The organism is Streptomyces sp. MGP-P1, assembly GCF_057766565.1.
Map to the genome: position 1 here is coordinate 1,290,423 of NZ_JBYMEM010000001.1, position 21,480 is coordinate 1,311,902.

The 21,480-nt window shown below is 73.0% G+C and carries 22 protein-coding genes; 9 read left to right on the plus strand and 13 right to left on the minus strand.

The window, feature by feature from the left end:
• Nucleotides 1-54: 54 nt before the first annotated feature.
• Nucleotides 55-1,794, minus strand: coding sequence for a protein phosphatase 2C domain-containing protein (locus AC3CH1_RS05760; RefSeq protein WP_488461863.1), 1,740 nt, complete (start codon nt 1,792-1,794; stop codon nt 55-57).
• Nucleotides 1,795-2,206: 412 nt separating this feature from the next.
• Here AC3CH1_RS05760 and AC3CH1_RS05765 point away from each other — a divergent pair, with 412 nt between their 5' ends.
• Both AC3CH1_RS05765 and AC3CH1_RS05770 read left to right on the plus strand, forming a co-directional pair.
• Entirely contained in the window at nt 2,207-3,196 is a 990-nt protein-coding gene (locus AC3CH1_RS05765) for a helix-turn-helix domain-containing protein (RefSeq protein WP_488461864.1), read from the plus strand.
• 81 nt (nt 3,197-3,277) lie between these two features.
• On the plus strand, nt 3,278-3,760 hold the full coding sequence (locus tag AC3CH1_RS05770; RefSeq protein ID WP_488461865.1) for a DUF456 domain-containing protein: 483 nt from the start codon (nt 3,278-3,280) through the stop codon (nt 3,758-3,760).
• 22 nt (nt 3,761-3,782) lie between these two features.
• Here the strand turns inward: AC3CH1_RS05770 and AC3CH1_RS05775 are convergent, their stop codons facing one another.
• Nucleotides 3,783-5,156, minus strand: a complete 1,374-nt coding sequence (locus AC3CH1_RS05775) for a DNA-3-methyladenine glycosylase 2 family protein (RefSeq protein ID WP_488461866.1) — start codon at nt 5,154-5,156, stop codon at nt 3,783-3,785.
• A gap of 72 nt (nt 5,157-5,228) precedes the next feature.
• Nucleotides 5,229-6,380, minus strand: a complete 1,152-nt coding sequence (gene rsgA / locus AC3CH1_RS05780) for a ribosome small subunit-dependent GTPase A (RefSeq protein ID WP_488461867.1) — start codon at nt 6,378-6,380, stop codon at nt 5,229-5,231.
• 363 nt (nt 6,381-6,743) lie between these two features.
• Here rsgA and AC3CH1_RS05785 point away from each other — a divergent pair, with 363 nt between their 5' ends.
• Nucleotides 6,744-7,244, plus strand: coding sequence for a DUF5949 family protein (locus AC3CH1_RS05785; protein ID WP_488461868.1), 501 nt, complete (start codon nt 6,744-6,746; stop codon nt 7,242-7,244).
• Nucleotides 7,245-7,424: 180 nt separating this feature from the next.
• Here AC3CH1_RS05785 and AC3CH1_RS05790 read toward each other — a convergent pair whose 3' ends face one another.
• From AC3CH1_RS05790 to AC3CH1_RS05815, 6 genes are all read right to left on the minus strand, one after another.
• On the minus strand, nt 7,425-7,832 hold the full coding sequence (locus AC3CH1_RS05790; protein ID WP_329161201.1) for a rodlin: 408 nt from the start codon (nt 7,830-7,832) through the stop codon (nt 7,425-7,427).
• A gap of 133 nt (nt 7,833-7,965) precedes the next feature.
• A complete protein-coding gene (locus AC3CH1_RS05795; protein ID WP_488461869.1) occupies nt 7,966-8,184 on the minus strand; it encodes a hypothetical protein in 219 nt (72 codons plus the stop codon).
• A 189-nt stretch (nt 8,185-8,373) separates the two neighbouring features.
• Nucleotides 8,374-8,784, minus strand: coding sequence for a rodlin (locus tag AC3CH1_RS05800; RefSeq protein ID WP_018956796.1), 411 nt, complete (start codon nt 8,782-8,784; stop codon nt 8,374-8,376).
• A 69-nt stretch (nt 8,785-8,853) separates the two neighbouring features.
• The gene (locus tag AC3CH1_RS05805) at nt 8,854-9,144 is read right to left on the minus strand and encodes a hypothetical protein (RefSeq protein ID WP_488461870.1); all 291 of its coding nucleotides are present in this window, start codon (nt 9,142-9,144) and stop codon (nt 8,854-8,856) included.
• Nucleotides 9,145-9,395: 251 nt separating this feature from the next.
• Nucleotides 9,396-9,584, minus strand: coding sequence for a chaplin (locus AC3CH1_RS05810; RefSeq protein WP_488462158.1), 189 nt, complete (start codon nt 9,582-9,584; stop codon nt 9,396-9,398).
• A gap of 143 nt (nt 9,585-9,727) precedes the next feature.
• Nucleotides 9,728-10,129: a rodlin gene (locus AC3CH1_RS05815; protein ID WP_361874722.1), complete on the minus strand. Its 402-nt coding sequence runs from the start codon at nt 10,127-10,129 to the stop codon at nt 9,728-9,730.
• Between the two features lie 542 nt (nt 10,130-10,671).
• Here AC3CH1_RS05815 and AC3CH1_RS05820 point away from each other — a divergent pair.
• Nucleotides 10,672-11,382, plus strand: a complete 711-nt coding sequence (locus tag AC3CH1_RS05820; protein WP_488461871.1) for a chaplin — start codon at nt 10,672-10,674, stop codon at nt 11,380-11,382.
• Between the two features lie 320 nt (nt 11,383-11,702).
• On the opposite strand, the gene AC3CH1_RS05825 is transcribed toward AC3CH1_RS05820, so the two are convergent.
• Nucleotides 11,703-12,923, minus strand: coding sequence for an acetyl-CoA C-acetyltransferase (locus AC3CH1_RS05825; RefSeq protein ID WP_488461872.1), 1,221 nt, complete (start codon nt 12,921-12,923; stop codon nt 11,703-11,705).
• 147 nt (nt 12,924-13,070) lie between these two features.
• Complete coding sequence (locus AC3CH1_RS05830; RefSeq protein ID WP_488461873.1) at nt 13,071-14,003, minus strand: LysR substrate-binding domain-containing protein; 933 nt, start codon at nt 14,001-14,003, stop codon at nt 13,071-13,073.
• A 357-nt stretch (nt 14,004-14,360) separates the two neighbouring features.
• On the opposite strand from AC3CH1_RS05830, the gene AC3CH1_RS05835 reads away from it, so the two are divergent.
• Nucleotides 14,361-15,911 carry a 3-hydroxyacyl-CoA dehydrogenase NAD-binding domain-containing protein gene (locus AC3CH1_RS05835; RefSeq protein WP_488461874.1) on the plus strand — a complete coding sequence of 517 codons (1,551 nt, stop codon included), beginning with the start codon at nt 14,361-14,363 and terminating at the stop codon, nt 15,909-15,911.
• 64 nt (nt 15,912-15,975) lie between these two features.
• Nucleotides 15,976-16,380 carry a VOC family protein gene (locus AC3CH1_RS05840; protein ID WP_488461875.1) on the plus strand — a complete coding sequence of 135 codons (405 nt, stop codon included), beginning with the start codon at nt 15,976-15,978 and terminating at the stop codon, nt 16,378-16,380.
• Here the strand turns inward: AC3CH1_RS05840 and AC3CH1_RS05845 are convergent.
• Together AC3CH1_RS05845 and AC3CH1_RS05850 are read right to left on the minus strand one after the other, a co-directional pair.
• Nucleotides 16,308-17,114, minus strand: coding sequence for a DUF6597 domain-containing transcriptional factor (locus AC3CH1_RS05845; RefSeq protein ID WP_488461876.1), 807 nt, complete (start codon nt 17,112-17,114; stop codon nt 16,308-16,310). The two genes, AC3CH1_RS05840 and AC3CH1_RS05845, sit on opposite strands and share 73 nt — an antisense overlap.
• Nucleotides 17,115-17,205: 91 nt before the next feature.
• A complete protein-coding gene (locus tag AC3CH1_RS05850) occupies nt 17,206-18,354 on the minus strand; it encodes a YihY/virulence factor BrkB family protein (RefSeq protein WP_488462159.1) in 1,149 nt (382 codons plus the stop codon).
• A 641-nt stretch (nt 18,355-18,995) separates the two neighbouring features.
• On the opposite strand from AC3CH1_RS05850, the gene AC3CH1_RS05855 reads away from it, so the two are divergent.
• From AC3CH1_RS05855 to AC3CH1_RS05865, 3 genes are all read left to right on the plus strand, one after another.
• Complete coding sequence (locus AC3CH1_RS05855; RefSeq protein WP_488461877.1) at nt 18,996-20,291, plus strand: helix-turn-helix domain-containing protein; 1,296 nt, start codon at nt 18,996-18,998, stop codon at nt 20,289-20,291.
• A 305-nt stretch (nt 20,292-20,596) separates the two neighbouring features.
• A complete protein-coding gene (locus AC3CH1_RS05860; protein ID WP_488461878.1) occupies nt 20,597-21,193 on the plus strand; it encodes a GNAT family N-acetyltransferase in 597 nt (198 codons plus the stop codon).
• A gap of 190 nt (nt 21,194-21,383) precedes the next feature.
• The gene (locus AC3CH1_RS05865; RefSeq protein WP_310738857.1) at nt 21,384-21,467 is read left to right on the plus strand and encodes a putative leader peptide; all 84 of its coding nucleotides are present in this window, start codon (nt 21,384-21,386) and stop codon (nt 21,465-21,467) included.
• Nucleotides 21,468-21,480 lie beyond the last annotated feature (13 nt).

Genomic DNA, 21,480 nt, shown 5'->3' on the forward strand with positions numbered 1-21,480 from the left:
CCCGAAACACCGTTGCGGCGGGCTCCGGGATCCATCAACCCACGGCGTGCGCGGTTACGCCTCCCAGACCGCGGCACAGGTGCGGTCGTCGGCGTACCCCTTGATCCGCAGCTGGGTGTCGGCGAGGAAGGCGGGCAGTCCGGGCGGTCCGGCGCTGCCCCAGCGCTCGGCGAGCTCGCCGGGGAGCGCCGGCTCGCCCCGCATCGGCTCGGCGAGTCCGTTGCTGCACAGCAGCAGCGTGTCGCCGGGGCGCGCCACGGAGGCCCGGAAGCGGAAGGGCTCGGCGGGCTGCCGCGCGGGGCCGTCGGCGTTCGGGGACGGCGGTGCGGCGATCTGGAGGTCCAGGGTCAGCCGGTCCCCGTCCGGGCCCTCCTCCTGCTCGTCGCCCGCCCCCGGGCCGCCGCCCTCCGGGACGAAGGGCTCCAGGTCCTGCCAGAGTCCGTCGCGGAGGCGGAAGAGGCCGCCGCCGCCGACGCCGAAGAAGACCCGGGTGCGACAGTCGGGGTCGGCGGACAGCAGGAGGCACCGGAGGCTCGCGGTGTACGCGTCCGGCGCGATGCCGAGTTCGGCGGCGCGGGCGCGCAGCTTGCCGTACGTACGGTCGGTGAGCCGGTGCAGTCCGGCCCTCAGGTCGCCCCGGCGGCCCGCTCTTATGTCCTCGGAGAGCCGGAGGTGGCTGCGGGCGACGGCACCGCCGATCCAGCGGCAGGCGTCGGCCGCTGCGAGGTGCGCCGCTGCGCCGGCCCGGTTGCCGCCGGCCACGGCGACGAGGACGAGGGCGCTCTCGGCCGCCCCGAAGCGGGCGGTGAGCAGCCCGTCGCGCCGGGGCTCTCCCCGGAAGCGGGCGGAGTCACCGCGTACGGAGGCGGTGCGCAGGGTGTACGTCCCGTACCGCGCGCCGTCCAGGACGGTGTCGGGGGCGAGGCCGTCCAGATTCTCCGAGGTGGCGGACGGCAGTGCGGCGGGCTCGGCGTCGTAGGTGGGCGGCCGGTCCCCGAGGTGGCCGACCGACGGCCGGCCGTCGGTCGCCTCGTCGTCGGCGGGATCCGGCGGACGTGCGTGCAGGGCGCTGGGGTCGGGCGCGAGGGCGGGCCCGGGCGCCTCCGGCACGCGCGGCGCGGCGAACGTCCGGGGCCCCGGCTGCCCGGCGGGCGCCTCCCAGGGGGCGGGAAAGACGGTGGTGCGGGGGGCGACCGGCTCGGGCCCGGCGGGAGCGGCCGATTCCGGCACCGGCACCGGATTCCGCATCAGCGGCGGCACAGGGTTCGGTTCCGGAGCCGGAGCCGGATTCGGAACCGTTTCCGGAGCCGGATCCCGCTCCGGTTCGGCATCAGCGGCCCGCTCCGGCTGCCGGTCGCACTGCGCATACGCGTCCCAGGCCGACCGGGGGTCGGGCATGAGCTCCGGAGCCGCTTCAAGATCCGGGACGGGGTCCGGGACGGGATCCGGGACGCAGCCCGGCAACGGCTCCCGCTGCGCCACCACGGGCCGGCTCCGTCCGGGCGGCGGCCGGTACGCGTCCGCGTGGGGATCCTCGTAACGGTCCCTGTCCTGCTCCTCGTTGCGGTCGGCGTAGGGGTCCTCGTACGCGTCGCCGTACGGGTCCCGGACAGTCTCGCCCTGGGTGTCCCGGTGGTCGCCCACCGGGCTGCTCACCGTGTCCGACACGGAGTCGAAGCGGTCGTCGAGGCTGTCGGCCGCACGGCCGGGACCGGTGTCGTGCGCGGTCTCGTCGTACAGCTTGCGCCACCAGTCGTCCTCGTGGGCGGCGGGCTTCTCCCCCTGCTGACTCATGCCCATATTGTTCACCGCGAAGACGGCCCGAGAACGGGACATCGGGAAAATGTGGCGCATGAAGGGGCCGGCCGGGCTGCCCACCTCTTCAGCGCACGGCGTACGCGTCGTTGACGGTCTGGAGCACGAAGTCACTGTTCGCGTCGCCCAGTTCCGGCCGCGGCGGTCGCCGCCCCGAGTGCCGTACGCGATATCGGGCGCATCGCTCTTCCCGGGTCAATCATGAACGAAGCAGCCCAAGAGGTCGCATTCCGGAGGTTGTTGGTGCTGCGGTGGCACCACCGTGGCAGAGGGGCCGGAGGTACGGGGGATGATGTGGGCGGCGGGTTTACGCCGTGGCCTCTACCCGCCACCCGGGACCCGTCGCAGGGGCGCCTCGATGCGCGATCACCACACCCGGGGAGGTCGGAGAATGCTGGGGGCCATAGGTCTCGACGAGAGACAGGAAACCGCGTACCGCGCGCTCGTCGCGGCGGGAGCCGCGGAGCTCGCCGATCTCGCGCACCGGCTGGCGCTGCCCGAGGCGGACACCGAACGGGTGCTGCGGCGGCTGGAGCAGCAGGGCCTGGCCGCGCAGTCCTCGGCCCGGCCTGGCCGCTGGGTGGCGGCGCCGCCCGGCGTGGCGCTCGGCGCGCTGCTGATCCAGCAGCGGCACGAGCTGGAGCAGGCGGAGCTGGCGTCAGCGCTGCTCGCCGAGGAGTACCGGGCCGAGGCGAGCGAACCGGCGGTGCACGACCTGGTGGAGGTGGTGACGGGCGCGAGCGCCGTCGCCCAGCGCTTCCACCAGTTGCAGCTGGGAGCGGTGTCGGAGGTGTGCGCCCTGGTGACGGGCAAACCGATCGCGGTGACCGGGATGGAGAACGAGTCCGAGGAGCGGGCGACGTCGCGCGGGGTCAGCTACCGGGTGGTGGTCGAGCGTGAGGTGCTGTCGACGCCGTTCGGAATCCTGGAGCTGTCGGCGGCGCTGAGCCGGGACGAGCAGTGCCGGGTGGTGGACCGGGTGCCGACGAAGCTGGTGGTGGCCGACGGAAGCCTCGCGATGGTCCCGCTGACCGCTCGGGGCGCGGAGCCCGCCGCTCTGGTCGTGCACGCCAGCGGTCTGCTGGAGTCGCTGATGGGCCTCTTCGAGGCGGTGTGGCGGGAGGCGATGCCGCTGCGGCTGGGCGAGGGCGGCGGGGTGCGCGAGGACGGGGTCGGGCCGGATCCGACGGATCTGGAGATCCTGTCGTTGCTGTTGGCGGGTCTCACGGACGCCAGCGTGGCCAAGCAGCTGGATCTGGGGCTGCGGACCGTGCAGCGCCGCGTCAAGGGCCTGATGGAGCTCACCGGGGTCTCGACGCGGCTCCAGCTGGGCTGGCACGCGTACGAACGTGGCTGGGTGGCCCGTAGCGAGTCGGCCTGAGACGGCGTCGGCGCAGGTCGACGCGGGTGGGCGGGGGTGCGCTGACGGGCGGAGCGGGGCACTCTCCGGCAGGCTGGTCAGATGAGTGTGTGGCAGCTCGTCGCCGTGGGCCTGGTCATGCTGCTGGGTCTGGTCGGGGTGCTGGTGCCGGGCGTGCCGGGTCAGGCGATCGTCTGGGCGGCGGTGCTGTGGTGGGCGCTGACGGACATGACGCCGGCCGCCTGGGGCGTCCTGATCGGCGCGACGGCGCTGATGCTGCTGAACCAGGCCCTCAAACCGCTGCTGCCACCGCGCCGCCCGGGTGAGTCCGGGGCGCCTCGCCGGACCTTGATGATCGGCGGGGTCGCTGGGATCGTGGGCTTCTTCGTCGTGCCCGTGGTCGGCGGGGTCCTCGGGTACGTGGGGGCCATCTTCGGCGCTGAGCGGCTGCGGCTGGGGAGCCGCGGCGCGGGCTGGGCGTCGGTGCGCTCGGTCATGCGGGCGACGGGCTACGCGGTGCTGGTGGAGCTGTTCTGCTGTCTGCTGGTGGCGGGCGCCTGGCTGGGCGCGGTGCTCTGGGGCTGACCGGAGCACCCCGGGGCCCCGGTCAGCCGGGGACCGCCGCCCCCGCCGCCTCCAGATGACGTACCGCGTAGGAGCGCCAGGGCCGCCACCGCTCCGCGCCCGGCGTTCCGTACGGGTCCACGTCGGGGTCGCCGAGCGCCCGCATCCGGATCAGGGCTGCGGTGCGGCGGTCGATCCCGGGCAGCGTCAGCAGCGCCCGTTCCGCCTCGTCGCGGTCGGCCCCGGCGTCCAGCCGCAGCCCGCCGTCGGCGAGCGCGGCGGCGAGGGCCGCGAGGGCCGGGTCCTCGGCGCTGCCGGCGAGCGCGTCCGGCTCCGGGAACACGTGGGTGAGCCCGCCGCACGGCACGTCCAGCGCCTTCCCGTACCGCTCGACCAGCTCCCCGGCGGCCTCGCGCCCCACCAGGGTCCGCACCGCGGCCTCCTCCGGGTCGGCCGCGCCCGGCGACCGCAGCCCGGGGCGGGCGGCGACCAGCGGGGCGAGCCGGGGGTCGGCGGCCAGCGCCTCGTCCACGGCGTACGGGTCGGCGTCCAGGTCGAACAGGCGGCGCACCCGCTGGACGGCGGTGGTCAGGTCGCGGAGGTCGGTGAGCTGGATCCGGGCCTCCAGCCAGGGGCCGCCGGGCGAGGCCTCGTCGACCGCGACGAGCCCGGCCCCGTACGGCAGTCGCAGGGTGCGCCGGTAGACGCGGCGGCAGGGCGGGCCCGTCACCTCCTCGACCCGGGCGACCACGCCGGCGGCCAGCAGGTCGAACAGGGCGGCGGTGGCGTACGGGCCCCGGTGGGCGAGCCGCAGCGGGATCCCGGCCCTGGCCCCCTCGCGGCGTCCGCCGCCGAGCCCCGTACCCGCCTCGGCGCGCAGGGCGCTCGGCGTGCGGGCGTAGATCTGCCGGACGGTGTCGTTGAACTGCCGGACGCTGGCGAACCCCGCGGCGAAGGCGATCTCGGTGACCGGCAGCCCGGTGGTCTGGAGGAGCACCCGGGCGGTGTGGGAGCGCTGGGCGCGGGCGAGCGCGACGGGTCCCGCGCCCAGCTCGGCGTTGAGCTGGCGCTGGACCTGGCGGGCGCTGTAGCCGAGCCGCCCGGCGAGTCCGGGGACGCCCTCGCGGTCCACCACGCCGTCGCCGATGAGGCGCATGGCGCGGCCGACGACGTCCGCGCGGACGTTCCAGTCGGCGGAGCCGGGCACGGCGTCCGGCCGGCAGCGGCGGCAGGCCCGGAAGCCGCCGGCCTGGGCCGCCGCCGCGGTCGGATAGAAGCGCACGTTGGTGCGTTTGGGCGTGACGGCGGGGCAGCTCGGCCGGCAGTAGATGCCGGTGGTCACGACGGCGAAGAAGAACGCGCCGTCGAACCGCGCGTCGCGGCTGCTGACCGCCTCGTACCTGGTCCGTTCGTCCATCACACCGTCCAGTGTGCGGCAGCCGGGACCGCCGCACTCGCGGTTTTCGGACGACGAACCGGCCGCTCCGGGCTACCGCACCCGGCCGCGCTTGGCCTGCACGGCCGCGCGCCCCTCCGCGCCCTTGCGCTTCCAGTCCCGCAGGATCTCGGAGCGCACCCGGGCGTCGGTCTTGGCGACGATCCGCTGGTTCTCGCGGATCAGTTTGCGGTAGCTGTCGAGCCGCCGCTCGGGCAGGATCCCGTCCGCCAGCGCGCCGAGGACGGCGCACCCCGGTTCGGCCTGGTGGGCGCAGTCGTGGAACCGGCATCGGGTGGCCAGCTCCTCGATCTCGGAGAACACCTCGCCGACCCCGGTCCCCGCGTCGTACAGGCCCACTCCGCGGAGCCCGGGGGTGTCGATGAGGACGCCCCCGTGCGGCAGGACGAGCAGGTTACGGGTCGTCGTGGTGTGCCGGCCCTTGCCGTCGACGTCCCGGGCGGCCTGTACGTCCATGACGTCCTGGCCGAGCAGGGTGTTGGCGAGGGTCGACTTGCCCGCGCCGGAGATGCCGAGGAGCACGCTCGTACCGCCGGAGACGACGGCGCCGAAGACGTCGAGCCCCTCGCCCGTGGTGGAGCTGACCGGCAGCACCTGGACGCCGGGGGCGATGGCCTCGACGTCCCCGACGAGGTGGGAGAGCGTGACCGCGTCGGGCACCAGGTCCGCCTTGGTGAGCAGCACGATCGGTTCGGGGCCCTGGCCCGCGCCCCGGCCGTCGCCGAGCAGGGCGGCGCCGCTGGAGCTGGAGAGGGCGAGCGCGAGGAAGCGCTCCAGTCGGCCGAGGTCCAGCTCGACGGCGAGCGAGACGCAGATGGCGATGTGGTCGACGTTGGTGGCGAGCACCTGCCCATCGGACCGCTGGGAGGAGGTGGAGCGGACGAAGGCGGTGCGGCGGGGCAGCAGCGTACGGACGAAGCGCGGATCGCCGCCGGCGTCGAGCGCCACCCAGTCGCCGGTGCAGACGATCCGCATCGGGTCACGGGGCACGACGAACGCGGTGTCGGCGCGGACGGGGCCGTCGGCGGTGATCACGTCGCACTGACCGCGGTCCACGCGCACGACGCGTCCCGGCACGAGCCCCTGCTCGGCGTAGGCGGAGAAAGCTGCCGCCCAGTCCTCGTCCCAGCCGTACGGAGTCAGCGGGTGCGAGGAGGAAGGAGCGGTGAGGAACGAGAAAGACAAGGGAAACCCTTCACAGGGTGGCCCCGGCACGCGCGCTGGGCGCGGGAATGAGGGAAGTCGGTCAGCCGGTGGCCACGGGGATGAGGACGATGCTCTTCCGGTTGTGGGCAGTGCCCATCGCAACGACAGTCATCAATGTCCTCACCTCCTGGTTCTTTCCGTTTCCGTGCCGCGGACGTCATGGCGACGCCCGGAACAGTGGCCAGACTAGCCGGGCCCCCCGGAGAGGCGTCAACAGCTTTTCCGCGCACCTCCGATGAAGACGGCCCGGACCGGGGTGTTCGCCGGAGTTGGACGCAGATCTCCCCCGATCGGGTGATACGCATGCATAGAGCCTGGTCCGGGGCCGTTAGGGTGCCGAGCATGACCACACCCCAGGCCTCCACCAGCACGTTCAACCAAGCCCAGTTGGGCACGCAGATCCTGATCGGCTGGAGCGGCCGGCAGCCCGACGCCGACCAGGACACCGCCTTCCTCCTCGCCTATTCGCTGGGCGACGGGCAGGACGGTCCGGTGGTCGGCCGCGAGGCCATGCGCGCCATGCTGGAGCGCGCGGGCCTCCGCGTCGGCGGCCCGATCCAGGACGCGGGCGAGACCCCGGCCATCCAGGCGAAGCTCCTCGTCCAGGCGGGGCAGGCCGTCCTGACGCTTCCTCACCTCTCGGCGCAGTACCCGGCCCCCGAGGAGTGGCTGGCCGCCGCGCAGGCACAGGGCCAGGTGTACGGGATGTTCGCCACCAGCCCCTGGCCGGACGCCGTGCCCGGGCAGCCGGTCAGCGAGGACCGGCTGCGGGCCTTCGCCACCGACGTGGAGGTCGTCCGCACCGCCGCCCACTGCCTGCTCCCGGTCCGCTCCCTGGGCTGAGGAGCCCTTCCGCCGCCCCGGACACACGACGAGGCCCACCACCCCCCGTGGAGTGGTGGGCCTCACCCGTGCGGTGCGCGACCGGCGGCGCTCGACGGGGCCGTTGTCGCGGAACGAGGACGGGCGGCCCGGAGTGTGATCTCCGGACCGCCCGCACTCAACACCTCAGGCTGTGGTGCGTCAGTTGTTGCCGACGCCGTTGCCCGAGAGGACCGGGATGTCGTCCAGGATGTGCGACAGCGGCTCGTCGCCCTTGGCCTGGGTGGAGTTGTCGGTGCACTGCTGGTTCTGCGGGTTGGACAGGACGTTGATGTCCTGGACCGTGATCGGCACGATGCCGATGAGCGAACCGACGTTGGCCTTGAGGGGCAGGCCGACGCAGAGCTTGTTCAGGGTGCCCTGGACGAGCTGGTTCTGCGGGCTCCAGTTGCCCTCCGTCTCGGCGTTGCCGATCTCCGACTCGGCACCGTTGCCGTTGACCGTGGTGGTGCCACCGTCGTTGCCGATCGCCATGGCCGTGGGAGCCGCGACTGCGGACAGACCGAGCAGGGACACGGCCACTGCAGCGCCGGCCATCATCTTCTTCATCAACTTCACCTTTCGGAGCGTCCCGTTGTGGAACGTACTGATCAACTGCCACCACCCCGGATCGGTTGCGCAGCACCACTCAAATGGGTTCGTTCCGGCGCAAGGTCGACGCCGCTCCCCGGTGCTCGGGGGCTCACCCTCCGGGGGCCCCGGGTCCGGGAACCTCGTTCGAGGTGCGCGCCGCCGGCACGAAACCGCCGCACCGGGGCGCCTGGTCCCGGTGCGGTTCCGGCAGGGGGCGAACGCCTCCGGCCGCCTGCCACTCGGCGACGAGCCGGTCGTAGATCGGTGTGCCGCCCGACGCGGGCGACCGCTCTCCGCCCTGGGGGGTCTGACTGTCGTACGGATCCATACGGAGGCCCTACCCGGCCCGGACCGGATCGTCAGCCGACGCTGCGGCATCCGGCCCAACCGGACAACCCGGCCGGAGGCGTTGACACACGACGAAGGGCCAGTCCGTCCGATGCGGCGAAGGAACGATCGCCGTACGGATGGACTGGCCCCACGCGGGTCGGCCGGAGCGGACCCGGTCTACCCGGTCTCAGTTGTTGCCGGCGCCGTTGCCGGAGAGGATCGGGATGTCGTTCAGCAGGTGCGACAGAGCCTCGTCACCCTTGGCCTGGGTGGAGTTCTCGGTGCACTGCTGGTTCTGCGGGGAGGACAGGACGTTGATGTCCTGGAGCGAGATCGGCACGACGCCGATGAGCGAACCGAGGTTCGCCTTGGCCGGCAGGGCGATGCAGGGCTTGTTGAGCGAGCCCTGGATGAGCGCGAACTGCGGGCTCCAGTCACCGTGGGTCTCGGAGTTGCCGTACGCCTGCGAGGCGCCGTTGCCGTTGACCGTGGTGGTGCCACCGTCGTTGGCGATCGCCATGGCAGGTGCGGCGGCAGCGGCGGAGACACCGACGATCGAGGCGGCGACGGCGGCCGAGGCCATGATCTTCTTGAACATGAAGGAGCCCTTCTGAGGGAGTGATGCGGATCGGTGAAAGAACCAGGTGGAAAGGGTGTGCTGCGGCGGTCAGCCGCCGAGGGGAACTCCGCCCAGCAGCGGAGTGGCACCCTCGGCCACCCCGGTTGCCTGGCCCGCCAGCTTGCCGACCGTGCCGTCCTTCGAGACCGCCTCGGCGGTCTCGGCGACCGTGCCCACCACCGGGTCCACGACCTGCGGGGCACTGGCCATCACCTGGTTGAGGCCGCTGTCGAGGCTGAAGTTGGGGGCCGTGGGCGTAGTAGCGGCGAAGGCGGGGGCGGCCGCTCCGAGGGCAGCCACGGAACCGGCAACGAGGGCGGCGGTCTTCGCGTACTTCACTTTTCTGGTTCCCTTCTGCGCGGCATCTGTTTCGGTCACGTTCCCGTGCCGCACACAAGCTTTCTTTACCTGTGACTTCTGCCGCTTTCTCCCTGATCAACGACCCGGCCGCATTCGGGAAACTGCGGGGCGACGACTTTCTCCGGCGCCTTCCGCGTTTCCGGCCTCCCAAGGGCCGCGAAAAAGCCCCGGACGGCATCCACCGCCCGGGGCCCACCGGTTACGGGCACGGGGCCCGGCCGGTCAGGGGGTCACTTGTTGATGCAGGTGTCGCCGAACGCCGGGTTCGGCGCACCGATCACGTTGATGGTGTTGCCGCAGACGTTGACCGGAATATGGATCGGGGCCTGGAGGACGTTGCCGGACAGCACGCCCGGGGTGTGCGCGACAACGGCCTCGGCACCCGAGGGGAACTGTTCGACGGGCGGATTCCCGAATATCCTCCCGAATGCCGCAACGCCCGCGGGACCGCGGCGACGAACGCGGGCGGGGAAACCCGTGCGCGCGTCCCGGAACGGCGACGGGCCCGAGCCGCTCGGTGGAGGAACTCCGAGGACTCGGGCCCGAGTAGGGCGGCTGCGGATCAGTTGTTGCCGGCGCCGTTGCCGGAGAGGATCGGGATGTCCTCCAGGATGTGCGACAGAGCCTCGTCACCCTTGGCCTGGGTGGAGTTCTCGGTGCACTGCTGGTTCTGCGGGGAGGACAGGACGTTGATGTCCTGGACCGTGATCGGCACGATGCCGATGAGCGAACCGAGGTTCGCCTTGGCCGGCAGGGCGATGCAGGGCTTGTTGAGCGAGCCCTGGATGAGCGCGAACTGCGGGCTCCAGTCACCGTGGGTCTCGGAGTTGCCGTACGCCTGCGAGGCGCCGTTGCCGTTGACCGTGGTGGTGCCGCCGTCGTTGGCGATGGCCATGGCCTGCGTCGTGCCGAGACCGAGGATGGAGGCGGCGACAGCGCCCGTAGCCAGAACCTTCTTGATCACGATTAACCCTTCTCGTACCGATCGCCCCGTAGCGGAGCACCCTGGTCAACTCGCCGCCCGGCGTTAGGTTCCGCCCATTCACCCGATTGCCGGACACGGGAGCCGCCCCCACCTCTGTTCGTACGACCTCCTGTTCGTGAAGGAATTGCGCCCACCCCTCCGGCACCCCTCGCCCGAACGGGCGAGCGAGGGCGAGCGACTCCGAGGCCGTGGCCTGTAAGGGAGAGGGCGCTTCTCTGCCGTCAACACTCGCGGCAAACCGCGCAGGTGACGGCGAATCGTTTCTCTCCCTCCGTGAACCGGGATACTCAGGGTTCGACGGCACCACCCGTTCAGGTGATTACACAATTTCCACGCACATCCGAGTTTCCCACCAGAACCCGAGTCGTTATGGCAGTCGTCCAGCGCGCACGTCTTCATCACTTTCACCATGGCTTCGCCGCGGGGTCCGGCCGTGCCGCGGCTCCTCCCGACGGCTGCCCGTCCCCCCGCGCGAAGCACCCACGCGAAGTCCTCGCGAATGTCCTAAGGAAGGGCAAGTAATGCGACAGGTCTTGAACAAAAGCATTATCGTCATGGCGGCCGCATCCGGTCTCCTGGCGGCGGTCGGCGGCACCGCACACGCCGACGCGTCGGCCGAGGGCGCGGCCGTCGGTTCGCCGGGGGTCGGTTCGGGCAACGCGGTGCAGGTGCCGGTGCACGTCCCGGTCAACGTGTGCGGGAACACCGTCAATGTGATCGCTCTGCTGAACCCCGCCTTCGGCAACAAGTGCGTGAACGCCGACGGTCCGAAGCACAACCACCCGCCGGTGGACAAGCCCCCGGTGGACAAGCCCCCGGTGGACAAGCCGCCGGTGGACGAGCCCCCGGTCGATGAGCCCCCGGTCGATGAGCCGCCGGTGGATGAGCCGCCGGTCGACGAACCGCCGGTCGACGAGCCCCCCGTGGACGAACCGCCGGTCGACGAGCCGCCGGTCGATGAACCCCCCGTGGACGAGCCGCCGGTCGACGAGCCCCCCGTCGACGAGCCGCCGGTGGACCAGCCGCCCGTCGACGAGCCGCCGACCGACACGCCCGGTACCGACACCCCCGGCTCGGGCACGCCCGGGTCCGGTACGCCCGGTTCCGACGCCCCGGGCGCGCACCTGGCCGACACCGGTGCCGCCGACCTGGGCCTGGCCGCCGGCGCGAGCGCCGCGCTGCTGCTCGGCGGTGCGGTGCTGATGCGCCGTACCCGCAGCGCGCGGGACTGATAGACCTCCTGCGGGAGAACGAGGTCCGGCCGGACAGCGGGGACTGTCCGGCCGGACCTTTGCGTCTGCGTCTGCGCCTGCGCCTGCGGCAGTCACGCCGACGGATGCGGGCTACGGACGAAGGCTCCGCAGAACGTCGCGCGGCCCGTCCGGATCGGGACCCGAGGCGCTCTCCCCCGGTCGCCGTTCGGCGGTGATCGCGCGCAGCGCACCTGAGGCCTGTCCAGCAGTTCCCGACCATTTCTCCGCACCCGGAACGTGAGGTCGGCTTCGAAGATCACGGGAACCGGATCGCTGGCGCTCATGGGAGTTCCTGTCCGTCACTCCGCGATGCGTTCGAAGACCGCGGCGAGGCCCTGGCCGCCGCCGATGCACATCGTCTCCAGTCCGTACCGGCCCTCGCGGCGGTGGAGTTCGCGGGTGAGGGTGGCGAGGATGCGGGCTCCGGTGGCGCCGACCGGGTGGCCCAGCGAGATGCCCGAGCCGTTGACGTTGATCCGCTCGTCGTGGTCCTTCTCGCCGAGGCCCAACTCCCTGGTGCAGGCCAGCACCTGGGCGGCGAAAGCCTCGTTCAGCTCGATCAGGTCGAGGTCGGCGAGGGAGAGGCCCGCCCGGTCGAGCGCGGTGCGGGTGGCGGCGACGGGGGCGATGCCCATCGTCGCGGCGGGCACCCCGGCGCGGGCGAAGGAGACGAGGCGGACGAGCGGGGTGAGGCCGAGGCGTTCGGCGGTCGTGGCGCTGGTGACCAGGCAGGCGGCGGCCGCGTCGTTCTGGCCGCTGGCGTTGCCCGCGGTGACCGTGGCGTCCGGGTCGGACTTCGCCATCACCGGCCGGAGCGCCGCGAGTTGTTCCGCGGTGGTCTCGGGCCGGGGGTGCTCGTCGGCGGTGACGACGTGTTCGCCCTTCCGGGTGCGCACGGTGACGGGGACGGTCTCCGCGTCGTAACGGCCCTCGGCCGCGGCGCGGGCGACGCGCTGCTGGGAGCGCAGGGCCAGGGCGTCCTGGTCGGCCCGGCTGATCCCGTACTCCCGGCGCAGGTTCTCCGCCGTCTCGATCATGCCGCCGGGGACCGGGTGGTTGACGCCCCCGGCGGTGACGCGGCCCCGGGCGAGCGCGTCGTGGAGCTGGAGGCCGGGGCCCTTGATGCCCCAGCGTCCGTCGTGGGTGTAGTAGGGGGCGGCGCTCATCACGTCGACGCCGCCCGCGATCACCACGTCGCTGAATCCGGCCCGGATCTGCATCGCCGCGTCCAGCACCGCCTGGAGTCCGGAGCCGCAGCGGCGGTCGATCTGGGAGCCGGTGACCGTGGTGGGCAGTCCGGCGTCCAGGGCGGCGACCCGACCGATGGCGGGGGCCTCGCTGGTGGGGTAGGCGTGGCCGAGGATCACCTCGTCGACCCGGGTGGGGTCGATGCCGGTGCGGGCGACGATCTCCGCGATGACCTGTGCGGCCAGCGCGGCGGGGGTCTGCTGGGCGAAGGCCCCGCCGAACCGGCCGATGGGGGTGCGCAGAGGTTCGCAGATGACGACGTCGAGCGGCACGGCGGGGCCTTTCCTTCAGGGCGATCAGGGTGACGGGCGCGGCGCGGGTGGTGGGAGCGGTGAGCGGTGGTGGGCGGCGGCGGTGAGCGGTGGGGTGACCTTCGCATCCGGGGACTTGGCGGGTCCAATACCGGATATCCCCCCTTTTCAGAGGCCAGGCGTCTCAATCGGTCCTGCGCACGGTCCGCGTACGGGGGTCGGCAGGGCGCCCCGGGCGACGGCGAGCACGGCGTGCAGGGCGGCGGAGGGGTTGTCGGCCCGCCAGGCGAGGGCCGCCTGGCGGCGGATGGGCGGTCCGGTGAGGGGCCGGTAGACCAGTCCGCTCTGCTGGATGTGGCGTACGGAGGTGACCGTGAGGGTGACGCCGACCCCGGCGGCGACGAGCGCCATGATCGTGTACGAGTCGGGAGCCTCCTGGACGACGCGCGGGGTGAACCCGGCGCTCTCGCAGGCCTCGGTCATGGCGTCGCGCACGGTGGAGCCGGAGTTGGCGGGGAAGGAGACGAACGGTTCGTCCGCCAGCGCGCCGAGCGACACCGCCGCGTGCCGGGCGAGCGGGTGGTCGAACGGCAGGGCGCACAGCAGCTCCTCCTCGTCGATCACCCGGTGCTCCACTCCGGGCCGGGTCACCGGCAGCCGGACGAAGCCCAGGTCGAGGGAGCCGTCGGCGACCCGGTCCAGCGCGACGTTGGCGTACGTCTGACCGGTCATGACCAGTTCGAGGCCGGGGTGCGCGGCGCGCACGGCGCGGGTGAGGCGAGGCAGCGTCTCGTGGCTGGAGGCTCCGGCGAAGCCGATGGTCACTCGGCCGTACTCGCCCCGGCCCGCCGAGCGGGCGGCCCGGACGGCGGTGTCGAGATCGTCGAGGACGGTCCGTACGGGGTCGAGGAAGGTCTCCCCCGCGCCGGTGAGCCGGACGGAGCGCGTGTTGCGGCGGAACAACTGGACGCCGAGTTCCTTCTCCAGCTGCCGGATCTGCTGGCTCAGGGGCGGCTGTGCCATCTGGAGGCGTTGGGCGGCCCGGCCGAAGTGCAGCTCCTCGGCCACGGCGAGGAAGGCCTTCAGGTGGCGCAGTTCCATGGGGACACCCCCTCGCTCCATTGATATGCCCTGGGTCTTGATCCGACCCTAATTCGGTATTGGACAGCCATCAATGGGTGCTGACACCGTGGGGTCCGCGTATGCGGACGATGAGGAGAACCGCCGCGCTGCGGCTCCTGCGGGACGATGTCGACCCCGACCGCGTCTACCTCCGCTGAGGACCGCGTCCGTTCCCGTGGACGAACCGCCTGTGTCCCCGTCGGCGAACCACCTCTGTCCGTCCCCCTCTAAGAACTGCCTCTGGCTCCCGTAGAGAATCGTCTCTGTCTCTGTCTCTGTCTCTCTCTGCCTCCGTTGAGAACCGTCTCTGTCTCCGCCGAAAGGGCTCCCACCGCCATGCGTATCAGGATCGTCGGAGCCGGGGCCATGGGCCGCGGCATCGCCCAGTGGGCGGCCGGCGCCGGTCACACCGTCGAGCTCGGGGACGTACGGCCCGAAGCGGTGACGGATGCCCTGGACTTCGTCGCCTCGATGTTGGACCGGGCCGTCGCCAAGGGCCGGATGCCGGCCGCCGGGCGGGACGCGGCCGTGGCCCGGCTGGTGCCGCTCGTCGAGCCCTGGGCGGCGGGCCCGGAGGTGGAGCTGGTGATCGAGGCCGTACGGGAGGACCTGGCGACCAAGGCCGAGGTGTTCGGGAAGCTGGAGCGGGCGCTGCCCGCCTCCGCCGTCTTCGCGACCAACACCTCCTCCCTGTCGGTGACCCGGATCGCCGCGACGCTCCAGGACCCCTCGCGCCTGGCCGGGCTGCACTTCTTCAACCCGGTGCCGCTGATGAGGATCGTCGAGGTGGTGCCGGGCGCGGCCACCCGGCCGGAGATCCCGGCCCTGCTGACCGAGCTGGTGGAGGGCTGCGGGCACCGTGCGGTGACCGTCGCCGACACCCCCGGCTTCCTGGTCAACCACGCCGGGCGGGGGTTGGTGACCGAGGCCCTCGCGCTGCTGGAGGAGTCGGTGGCGGACCCGGCGGAGATCGACCGGATCGCCCGGGATGTGCTGGGGCTGCGCATGGGCCCCTTCGAGCTGATGGACCTGACCGGTCTCGACGTGACGGCCGCGGTGATCGACTCGATCTGGGAGGGCTTCCGGTACGAGGACCGGCTGCGCCCGTCCTTCCTGACCCCGAACCGGGTGGTGGCGGGGCTGCACGGCCGTAAGACGGGCCGGGGCTGGTACGCGTACGGCGAGGGGGAGTCCGGCTCCGCGCCGGAGAGCGCGGTCACCGGGGACGCGGAGCGCCCGGTTTTCCTGGTCCCGGGCGGTCGGCCGGAGACCGCCGCCTACGAGGAGGCCCTGGCCGGGTCCCTGGAGGCGGCGGGGGTCCGGGTCGAGCGGGGCACGGGACCGTCCGCGCGGGCCGTGGTGCTGGTGCCCGTATGGGGGACGCCGGTGTCGGCGGCGGTCGCGGCGGGCGGGTGGCCCCGGGAGCGTACGTTCGGGGTGGAGGTGCTGCCCCCGGCGGGGCGGCGGCGGGTCCTCGCGGTGACGGCGGCCGGCGACCCGCTGGCCGCCCGGGACGCTCGGGCGGTGCTGGCGCGGGCCGCCGAGGGCGACGACCCGTACGCGGTGTCGGTGGTGCGGGACACGGCGGGCACGGTCGCGCAGCGGCTGCTGTCCTCCGTCGTCGCGGTCGGCTGCTCGATCGCGGAGCGCTCACTCGCCGCGCCCGGTGACATCGATCTGGCGGTGACCACGGGGCTCGGATATCCGTACGGGCCGCTGGCCTGGGGCGAGCGGGTCGGGGCGGCGAGGCTGCTGGAGCTCCAGCGGTCGCTGCACGCGACGACGGGCGACCCGCGCCACCGGCCGACGCGGTGGCTCACCGAGCGGGCCGCCCTGGGCCTGGCCGTGACCGACCCCGGGACCTCGCCGGCCGACTGCCTGGGGTGAGGTCCCGGCGCGGGCGACCGATTCGTACAAGACCGTCGGGGCGCCGCGTCCGTACGGTCGGGGCATGACTCCACGACTTGACGCGATCAGCATCATCACGGCGGACCTGGCGGCCTCGCTCGCCTTCTACCGCAGGCTCGGCCTCGACATCCCCGAAGGGGCCGAGTCCGCCCCGCATGTCGAGGTGGCCCTGCCTGGCGGGCAGCGGCTGCTGTGGGACACGGAGGAGGTCATCGCCTCGTTCGATCCGGACTGGAAGCGCCCGGCGGGCGGTGAGCGGGTCGCCCTGGCCTTCGTCTGCGACAGCCCGCGGGAGGTGGACTCGGTGTACGCGGAGCTGGTCGACGCCGGGTACACCGGGCATTTGAAACCCTGGGACGCGGTGTGGGGGCAGCGCTACGCGGTCGTCCTGGACCCGGACGGCTGCGGGGTGTCGCTGTTCGCTTCCGCGTCACGCGCCGAGAAGTAGGCCCCGAGCGTCGTCCCGGCGAGGGCGCGCATCTCGCGGGACAGGTGCGCCTGGTCGACGCAGCCTGCCGCTGGGGCCGCCTCGGCGTACGGCAGGCCGGCGCGGACGAGGGACAGGGCGCGCTGGAGGCGGAGGATCCGGGCCAGGGTCTTGGGCCCGTAGCCGAAGGCTGCCAGGGAGCGGCGGTGCAGTTGGCGGGCCCCCAGGCCGACCTCGGCGGCCGTCGCCGCGACGGAGCCCCCGCGCCGCAGCCGGTCGGCGACCGCCGCCGTGAGCGGGTCCGGGGGGCCGGTCTCGGCGGCCAGGCCCAGGGCGTACTCCTCCAGGGCGGCCGCGGGGTCGGCGGCCCGGTCGATCCGGTCGACGAGCCCGCTGACGGCGGCACGGGGCCAGAGGTCGGCGAGCTCGACCCGGTGGTCGCGCAGTTCGTCGGCCGGTACGCCGAGGAGGACGGGGGCGGCTCCGGGCGGGAAGCGGATCGCGGCGCAGGAGGCGCGGTCGCGGGGGTCGACCCGGAAGGCGTGGGTGTCGGGTCCGGCGACGACCAGGCGGCCGGCGGACCAGATCAGGTCCATGCAGCCGTCGGGAAGGACGGACCGGTCGGGGCCCGGCGGTCCGGGCGGGACGTCCAGGGTCCAGACGACGGCCCCGGCCAGCCGGGACGGCCGTTCCTGGTAGTGCTGCCGTTGTTGGTCGCGCTGGTGTTGCTGGTCGCGCTGGTGTTCCCGGGGCATGCTTCCACGCTAAGGGCTGTCCCGCCCGACCCCTCAGGGCCGCCCTCCGGGCGACGACGGGAGTTCGACGACGGGAGTTCGACGACGGGGCCTAACGCGGCCGGTCGGAGGATGGATCCTCCGACGACGTGGGCTCCTTGGACTCCCTGCTCTCCTTCGCGTCCCTGGGGTCCTTCTCCCAGGTCGCGTGCAGCCGGGACTTCACGTCGTCGGGCGGCAGGAAGCGGGACCAGCGTTCGGGGAACTCGGAGGGCATGTACGCGGGGCCGTCGTCCTCGTCATCGTCGTCCGCTCCGGCATAGGCGGCCGAGCGGGTACGGGCGACGAACTCGGCGGCCTGCGCGGCCCGGACGCGTTCGGTGGCCTCGCGGGCGGCGGCCGTAGCGAGCGAGGGCCACACCCGGTCGATGGCCGCGTTGACCGCGGCGCCGACCAGGACCGCGAAGGCGGAGATGCCGATCCAGAGCAGGACGGCGATCGGCGCCGCCAAGGAGCCGTAGATGGTGGGGCCTTCGACCGTGTTGGTCAGGTAGATCCGGAGCAGGAAGCTGCCAAGGACCCACATGCCGAGCGCCATCAGGGCCCCGGGGACGTCCTCGATCCAGGGCGAACGCACCGGCACGGACACGTGGTACAGCGTCGTGAGGAAGGCGACGCCCAGCAGTATCACGAGCGGCCAGTACAGGACGGCTATGACCTCGGTGCCCCACGGAACCAGCTCGACCACCCGGTCCGGGCCGACGACCAGCAGCGGCAGCACCACAGCGCCGATCAGCAGGGCGACGACGTACAGCAGGAAGGCGAGCAACCGGGTCTTGACGATGCCGCGGTGGCCGTCGAGTCCGTACATGACGGTGATGGTGTCGATGAAGACGTTCACCGCGCGGGAGCCGGACCACAGGGCGATGGCGAAGCCGATGGAGATGATGTCGGGGCGGGCCCCGGTCGTGACGTCGGCGAGCAGCGGTTTGGCGAAGTCGTTGACCCCGCGCTCGGACAGCACCGTCTGGGCGGCGGAGAGGATGTTGCGCTCGATGGAGGCGACGGTGGTGGTCGTGGTCCACTCGTCGACGTAACCGAGCAGTCCGATCATGCCGAGCAGCAGCGGGGGCAGCGAGAGCAGGGTGAAGAACGCCGCCTCGGCCGCGAGTCCCAGAATGCGGTACTCGATGCACGAGTTGACGGTGTCCTTGAGCAAGTGCCACGCCATCCGTCGTTTGGAGACGTTGCGGTAGAGCACTCGCGCCCGGTGGAGCCGACCCGGTGGCCGCTCGGGTGTTTCATCTGCTGCCTGCACCTCCTTACCGTATCGGCATGGCAGCCGCCCCCCGCACCGTGACCGATCAGGTTCCCCCGCTGGTCGGCCATGACGTCCTCGCCGTGGACCGGGCCCTGTCCGGGGCCGTTGGACGGCAGGTCGCGCCCGGGGTCCGGCCCGTGGCGCTGGAGGCACTCGGCGAGCTCGGCCGGGCCGCGGGCCCAGGGCGCGTATCCGCTCACCCGTCACCAGTGGTTCTGTTCGCCGCCGATGCCTGGGCCGGGGCTCGGTGTTCGGGACGCTGCCGCGCGGTCCGGACCTGGCGTCGGTGGTGACACGGGCCCGGCCGGACGGCGCGCAGCGAAGGAGGGCGGGGAAGCGAAGGAGGGTGGAGAAGCGACGGAGGGTGGTGCTGCGCCGACACGGCACCACCCTCCATGCTTCTGCGACACCGGGCGACCGGGACAGACCCGGCGCACAGCGTTCCCGCCACTCTCGTACGGGGCCGCGGGAACTGACCAGAGTTGCAAAGGGTTGCAACGATTGTGTGGACTGATCGGCGGTTCGGCCAGGTGACCGGCGGGTGGTGCCGGGCGGGGAAGCGTTCGGGGGGAACGGGGACCATGACGGAGAAAGGTTCTGCGGGGGTGGCGCGAGTGACGGGCCAGGGGGCGGGCCGCCAGGCGACCCGGTCGCTCCACCGGGCACGGGAGGCGCGGCTGGCGGGGGCCCGGTCCGAGGTCGCGCCCCGGGTGGAGATCGACGCCTCCTGGGACCGGGTGGTGCGCAGCGGTGTCGACCCCGACCAGTCGCCGGAGAGTGAGCTGTTGCGGGCGGACGAGATCGAGCACCGGCGCCACAGCACGGCGCTCGGCGAGCTGATGCCGTTGCTGCGGTCGGGGCTGGCCTCGATAGCGGATGCCGCGCAGCAGATCCTGGTGGTGACCGACACCGAGGGCCGGGTGCTGTGGCGGCAGGGCCATACGGGGGTGCTGCGCCGGGCTCACGCCATCTGCCTGGAGGAAGGGGCGGACTGGGCCGAGGCGGCGACCGGGACGAACGCGATCGGGACGGCGCTGGCCGCCCGGGTCCCCGTCCAGGTCCACTCGGCGGAGCACTTCATCCGGGCCCTGCACGGCTGGACCTGTGCGGCGGCCCCGGTGCGGGATCCGCGCGACGGCAGGCTGATCGGAATCGTTGACATCAGCGGTCCGGCGTCCACGTTCCACCCGGCGACGCTGGCCCTGGTCGACTCGGTGGCCCGGCTCGCCGAGGGTGAGATCCGCACCCGTCACCTGGCGGAGATCGAGCGGCTGCGCGCGGTGGCCGCGCCGATCCTGTGCCGGATCGGCGGGCGGGCGCTGGCGGTGGACGTGCACGGGCGGCTGGCGGCGGTGACCGGGATGGCTCCGGTGGACCGGCTGCCGTTGCCGAAGTCGCTGGGGCCGGGTCCGGTGTGGCTGCCCTCGCTCGGTATGTGCCGGGTCGAGCCGCTGCCGGGCGGCTGGCTGGTACAGGTCGACGACGGCTGTACGGAGGGGGCGCCGCGACGGGTGGTGCTGGACCTGAGCCGGCCCCGGGCGCTCGTCGTGCGGGTGACCGGGCCGCTGGGGAGCCGCACCGAGCGGCTCTCGCCGCGTCACGCGGAGCTGTTGTACGCGCTGGCGGTGCACCGGCAGGGGCGGTCGGCCTCGGAGCTGGCGCGGGACATCTTCGGGGACGGGACCCGGACGGTGACGGTCCGGGCCGAGATCTCCCGGCTGCGGCGTCAGCTGGCGGAGGTGCTGGCCCACCGCCCGTACCGCTTCGGGGACGGGGTGGAGGTGGAGGTGATCCACCCGGAGGACCGCGCGGATCTGCTGCCGCACTCCAGGGCGCCCGTGGTGACGGAGTCCCGCGGGGCGGCTCCGCCGGCCTGAGCGGGGCGGCCGACGGGGGCGTGGCCTTCCGGGGCGGGGCCACCCGTGCGGGGGGGCGTCGGGGGCGTGGGCTCCCGGGCGGGGGCCGCCGTTGGGGGTGGGGCTTTCCCGGGGCCGGGGCCCGCCGTGCGGGGGTGGGGCATCTCCGGGCGGGGGGCCGCCGTGCGGGGGTGGGGCATTCCCGGGCCGGGGCCGCCGTGCGGGGGTGGGGCATCTCCGGGCGGGGGGCCGCCGTGCGGGGATGGGGCATTCCCGGGCCGGGGCCGCCGTGCGGGGATGGGGGGTGGCATGGTTCTCTGGCCGTCATGAGCGATACCCCGCAGCCCGCAGCCCCGACCACCGAGGTGACCGTCTGGTCGCTGGAGCAGACCTCGCCCGACGATCTCCGGCCCGCCGCCGTACCGGAGGGCGATCTGCGCATCGTCCGGTCCGAGGTGGTGCTGCCGGAGTTCAGCCGGTTCCTCTACTCCGCCGTGGGCGGCGACATCCAGTGGACCGACCGGCTCGGGATGACGTACGCCCAGTGGCAGGAGGCTCTTCAGCGGCCGGGAGCCGAGACCTGGGTGGCGTACGAGAACGGGACGCCGGCCGGGTACGTCGAGCTGGACCCGCAGGACGACGGCGTGGTCGAGATCATGTACTTCGGGCTGATCCCGGCGTTCCGGGGCCGGCGGATCGGCGGCCACCTCCTCGGTTACGGGGTGGCGCGCGCCTGGGACCTCGCGGAGCGCTGGCCGGAGCGGCCGACGACGAAGCGGGTGTGGCTGCACACCTGCTCGAAGGACGGCCCGCACGCGATGGACAACTATCTCCGGCGCGGCTTCCGGCTCTTCGACACGAAGACCGAGGTGGAGCCGGACGTGGCGACGCCGGGGCCTTGGCCCGGGGCGTACTCCTCCTGATCACCCGCGACCCCTGAGGGCGGTGGAGCGGTGGCTCCACCGCCCTCAGGGCTGCCAGGTGGGCGGTTTGTCGCCATTGCGGGTGCCGTACTCCGTGACCAGCGCCACATCGTCCCACGCTTCGAGACTCAGCCGTCCACATAGCGGATAGTGGTGGACTGCCCCGAGATGCGCGTGACACGCTTCCGCCATGCCTGGAACTGGAATCGCCTTGGTGAGTCGACGCCACGTCGACCTCTGCCGCATGTCCAGCGCCATCTGTCCGGCGAGCTGAGAGTCCCAGCACC

Bases quoted from the DNA above. Each gene is read 5' to 3' on its own strand.
- AC3CH1_RS05820 (WP_488461871.1), top strand. From the start codon at position 10,672: ATGCGACAGGTCTTGAACAAAAGCATTATCGTCATGGCGGCCGCATCC.
- AC3CH1_RS05845 (WP_488461876.1), bottom strand. From the start codon at position 17,114: ATGCCCCGGGAACACCAGCGCGACCAGCAACACCAGCGCGACCAACAA.
- AC3CH1_RS05855 (WP_488461877.1), top strand. From the start codon at position 18,996: ATGACGGAGAAAGGTTCTGCGGGGGTGGCGCGAGTGACGGGCCAGGGG.
- AC3CH1_RS05840 (WP_488461875.1), top strand. From the start codon at position 15,976: ATGACTCCACGACTTGACGCGATCAGCATCATCACGGCGGACCTGGCG.
- AC3CH1_RS05790 (WP_329161201.1), bottom strand. From the start codon at position 7,832: ATGAAGAAGATGATGGCCGGCGCTGCAGTGGCCGTGTCCCTGCTCGGT.
- AC3CH1_RS05770 (WP_488461865.1), top strand. From the start codon at position 3,278: ATGAGTGTGTGGCAGCTCGTCGCCGTGGGCCTGGTCATGCTGCTGGGT.
- AC3CH1_RS05760 (WP_488461863.1), bottom strand. From the start codon at position 1,794: ATGAGTCAGCAGGGGGAGAAGCCCGCCGCCCACGAGGACGACTGGTGG.
- AC3CH1_RS05860 (WP_488461878.1), top strand. From the start codon at position 20,597: ATGAGCGATACCCCGCAGCCCGCAGCCCCGACCACCGAGGTGACCGTC.
- AC3CH1_RS05800 (WP_018956796.1), bottom strand. From the start codon at position 8,784: ATGTTCAAGAAGATCATGGCCTCGGCCGCCGTCGCCGCCTCGATCGTC.
- AC3CH1_RS05830 (WP_488461873.1), bottom strand. From the start codon at position 14,003: ATGGAACTGCGCCACCTGAAGGCCTTCCTCGCCGTGGCCGAGGAGCTG.
- AC3CH1_RS05785 (WP_488461868.1), top strand. From the start codon at position 6,744: ATGACCACACCCCAGGCCTCCACCAGCACGTTCAACCAAGCCCAGTTG.
- AC3CH1_RS05865 (WP_310738857.1), top strand. From the start codon at position 21,384: ATGCCTGGAACTGGAATCGCCTTGGTGAGTCGACGCCACGTCGACCTC.
- AC3CH1_RS05775 (WP_488461866.1), bottom strand. From the start codon at position 5,156: ATGGACGAACGGACCAGGTACGAGGCGGTCAGCAGCCGCGACGCGCGG.
- AC3CH1_RS05795 (WP_488461869.1), bottom strand. From the start codon at position 8,184: ATGGATCCGTACGACAGTCAGACCCCCCAGGGCGGAGAGCGGTCGCCC.
- AC3CH1_RS05765 (WP_488461864.1), top strand. From the start codon at position 2,207: ATGCTGGGGGCCATAGGTCTCGACGAGAGACAGGAAACCGCGTACCGC.
- AC3CH1_RS05835 (WP_488461874.1), top strand. From the start codon at position 14,361: ATGCGTATCAGGATCGTCGGAGCCGGGGCCATGGGCCGCGGCATCGCC.